A 3,355-nucleotide genomic window follows, 5' to 3' on the forward strand; every position below is an offset into this window, starting at 1 on the left:
GTAGTCAGGCTGATCCTCCGGGACCACCGGATCGTGGAGGACCTGCTGCGGCAGCTCCGCGACGGCGGTCCGTCCGAACGGCGCCACGCGCTGCGCGACCTCGCGCAGCTCTACACCGCGCACGTACGGGCCGAGGAGGCGGAGGTCTACCCCGCGCTCAAGCGGTACGGAGGCATCGACAACGGCCAGATCGAGCGCGGTGTCGCCCGCCACGGCGAAGGCACCGAGGCCCTGCTCGACCTGCTCGACGCCGACGAGCGGAGCCCCTGCGCCTGGGACGCCAGGCTCGCGGAACTCGTCGCCTCGGTGACGGAGTACGCGGACGAGACCGAACGCACGCTCCTCGCGGACGCCCGCGAGCGGGTCACCCGGGCCGGACGCACCCGCCTCGGCGCCGCCTTCGCGAGGGAGCGCGCCGAGCAACTGCGCACCTGCAGCGGGGACTTGGCCGACGTACGGCGCAGGGTGCACGGCTGATCACACGCTCGGCCCGCGGCGTGACCGGGGCCCGGACCCCCACCGCCACGGCACGCGGGCCGAGTTATTCCAGGAGGTGGAGGCACTGATGGCACGTACACGTCGAACAGCGGGCGCCCGGCGCTATGGAGGCGCGGACGAGCCCGCCGCCGGGGCGGAGGCGCGCAGGGCGCCGCTGCCGCCGCTGGCCCGGGTGGCCACGATGCTGGCGGCCTTCGCCGGGATGGTCGCCTTCGCCGTGGTGCTCGCCCGGCTGACGCTGGAGCCTTCGGCGGCCTCCGCGGCGCTGACCCACAGCAACTTCACGCCCGGGGACTCCATACGGGACTACCTGGCCCAGCCGGGTTTCCGCGACACGGTCAAGCAGATCGGCGGCAACATCCTGCTCGGGGTGCCGTTCGGCATGCTGCTCCCGGTGCTGCTGCCCCGCACCCGCGGCCTGCTCAGGGTGGCGCTCGCCACGGCGGTGACCATGGTCCTCGTCGAACTGGCGCAGGGCGCCTTCGTGACGGGCCGGACCTTCGACATCGACGACGTCATCCTCAACACCTCGGGCGCGCTGCTCGGCTACCTCGTCCTCGGGCGCCGGCTCGGACGGGCCATCCACCCCCGCAGGCACCACTGGTGGCACCGCTTCACCCGGCGCGATGCCCGGCAGGGGTAGTGATTCACCCCCGCATCAGAAGAGAAATGTCACCCAACGCGTTTAATCCCGCCCGAATCGGTAACACGCTGTAGCGAAAGCCTCGCGTGAGGGAGCCTCTGCGGAAGGCAGGCACATGTCCGTAAGCATGCTGGCCATCCTGGGCGCGGCCGTGGCGATCATCACGGCGCTGTTGCTCGCCCGCCCGCTGAACCAGACGAGTACCGACGACCTCCGGCGCCGCTTCGGTCCCGAGTTCGACCGCGCGGTGGCGCAGCACCAAGGAGACACGGCGGCCGCCGAGCGCGAGCTCAGTGAGCGGCTGCGCCGCTTCGGCAGCCTGCGCGTGAAGGGCCTGGACACCCCGGCCCGCGAGCGGTACGGCTCCGAATGGGCCGAGCTGCAGGAGCGGTTCACCGAAGCCCCCGGGCAGACGGTGGCACGGGCCAACGCCCTGCTGAACCGTCTCGCCGTGGAGCGCGGCTTCCCGGCGGAGTCGCGCGAGCGGCAGGCCGACGCCCTTTCCCTGCACTGTCCGCGCCATGCCCACGGCAGTCGCGAACTGCACGAGGCGGCCCAGCGGGCGGCGGCGGGCGAGACCGACACCGAGGCCATGCGGCGCGCGATGCTCGCCGGGCACGAGCTCTTCTACGACCTGCTCATGCCCCGCCCGCAGGACCGCAGGGCCGACGCGCTCGCCGGTCACGCGCGACCGCACCGCCCCTTCGGCCTGCCGACCCAGCGGTCGGCGCACACCACGCGCCACTGACGCGGTGTCCATGACCTGGCGTGCGGGGGACGGCTTTCCGTCCCCCGCACGCGTCGTCATGAGCGCAGGCCCCCTACTCTGTGCGGATGTTGGTCTACGCCCCGGCGGCTCTGCTCCTCCTCCTCTTCTGCTGGCGCATGCTGCGCGAGAGCCGAAGGTTCGGCAACGCCGTGATCCTCGGGCTCGCCGTGGTCTGCGGGCTCATCGCCTGGATGTCGCGGCTGCTGCGCTCGGAGTCGACGGCGGGCACGGTCATCGCCCTCTCGCTGCTCGCACTCGGCGCCCTCGGCATCCTCGTCCTGACCTGTCTGCTCTTCCTCAACGGGCTGCGGATGGTGCGCAAGGAGGGCCGGAGCCCGACCAATCTGCTCTCGCTGATGGCCGCGCTGGCCATCGTCGCCGTCGTCGCCCTGCTCATCACGGCGGCGGTCGTACGGACCCCTGTGCTGCTCGGCGTGGGCGCGACCGCCCTCGGGCTCTCGGGCTATCTGTCCTTCCTGTTCCTCAGCTTCGTCTGCTACGCGTTCCTCTACGGGCGGCTGCGGGTCCGCCGCGGGGCGGGCTTCGTGGTCGTGCTCGGCTCGGGGCTCATCGGCGGGGACACGGTGCCGCCGCTGCTCGCCAGCAGGCTCAAGCGGGCGCAGACGGTGCACGCCAGGCTCTCCGAGCGCGGCGGCTCACCCGTACTGATCACCTCCGGCGGCCAGGGTCCCGACGAGAAGCTGCCGGAATCGCACGCCATGGCCGACTACTTGACGGCCCGCGGCTTCCCCGCCGAACTGATCGAGCGCGAGGACCGCTCGACGTCCACGGAGGAGAACCTGCTCTTCAGCAAGGCCATCATGGAGCAGGCCGACCCCGCGTACCGCTGTGTGGTGGTCACGAACAACTACCACGCCTTCCGCGCCGCCCTCACCGCCCGGCGGACCGGTGTCCGGGGCCAGGTGGTGGGCTCGCACACGGCCGCGTACTTCTGGCCCAACGCGACGATCCGCGAGTTCGCCGCCGTCCTCGTCGCCTACAAGCGGACCAACATCGCCGCCTGCCTGCTCTTCGTCCTCGCCGGGGTGCTCGTCTGGGCCACCCGCTGACGGAACCCCGCGCGCGGGTCCTGCCCCGGCCGCCGGGCTACTCCGCGTGGCCGCGTCCGGCGCGCCGAACGCGCCGATCCGGCCTTGCATGAGAGCAAGCGCGGAGTACTCAGGGGCGGCAGGCTCCCGGCCGCGCGGGAATCGAGGTCCCCTCTCATGCGTGTCCGTCCCGCTCTCACCACGGCCGCGCTCACCGCGGCGGCGTTCGCCGTGGTGGCGCCCCAGGCCCTGGCCGACCCCCAGCCGTCACTGTCGATCACCCCGAGCCCCGGCAAGCCGGGACAGTCGGTGGTCATCTCCGTCGACGGCGGCTGCACCGCCGACTCGGCCACCGCGACCTCCGACGCCTTCACGCGGAGCGTCCCGCTCTCCACC

Annotated in this window: 4 protein-coding genes and 1 pseudogene; all 5 read left to right on the forward strand. The window is 72.5% G+C overall.

Translation table 11 applies throughout. From position 1 onward, the window contains the following. Window positions 1-477: hemerythrin domain-containing protein (locus tag AB8Z36_RS33825; RefSeq protein WP_369217212.1), on the forward strand; the 477-nt coding region annotated here is incomplete at its 5' end. Between the two features lie 88 nt (window positions 478-565). Continuing rightward, entirely contained in the window at window positions 566-1,141 is a 576-nt protein-coding gene (locus AB8Z36_RS33830; protein WP_369217213.1) for a VanZ family protein, read from the forward strand. Between the two features lie 115 nt (window positions 1,142-1,256). Beyond that, the gene (locus AB8Z36_RS33835; protein WP_369217214.1) at window positions 1,257-1,889 is read left to right on the forward strand and encodes a hypothetical protein; all 633 of its coding nucleotides are present in this window, start codon (window positions 1,257-1,259) and stop codon (window positions 1,887-1,889) included. 86 nt (window positions 1,890-1,975) lie between these two features. Further along, window positions 1,976-2,980, forward strand: a complete 1,005-nt coding sequence (locus AB8Z36_RS33840; RefSeq protein WP_369217215.1) for a YdcF family protein — start codon at window positions 1,976-1,978, stop codon at window positions 2,978-2,980. Between the two features lie 156 nt (window positions 2,981-3,136). Then, window positions 3,137-3,355: pseudogene (locus AB8Z36_RS33845) on the forward strand (hypothetical protein); the annotation flags it as partial.

The sequence above is a fragment of the Streptomyces flavofungini genome (assembly GCF_041028215.1).
Taxonomy (GTDB): Bacteria; Actinomycetota; Actinomycetes; order Streptomycetales; family Streptomycetaceae; genus Streptomyces; species Streptomyces flavofungini_B.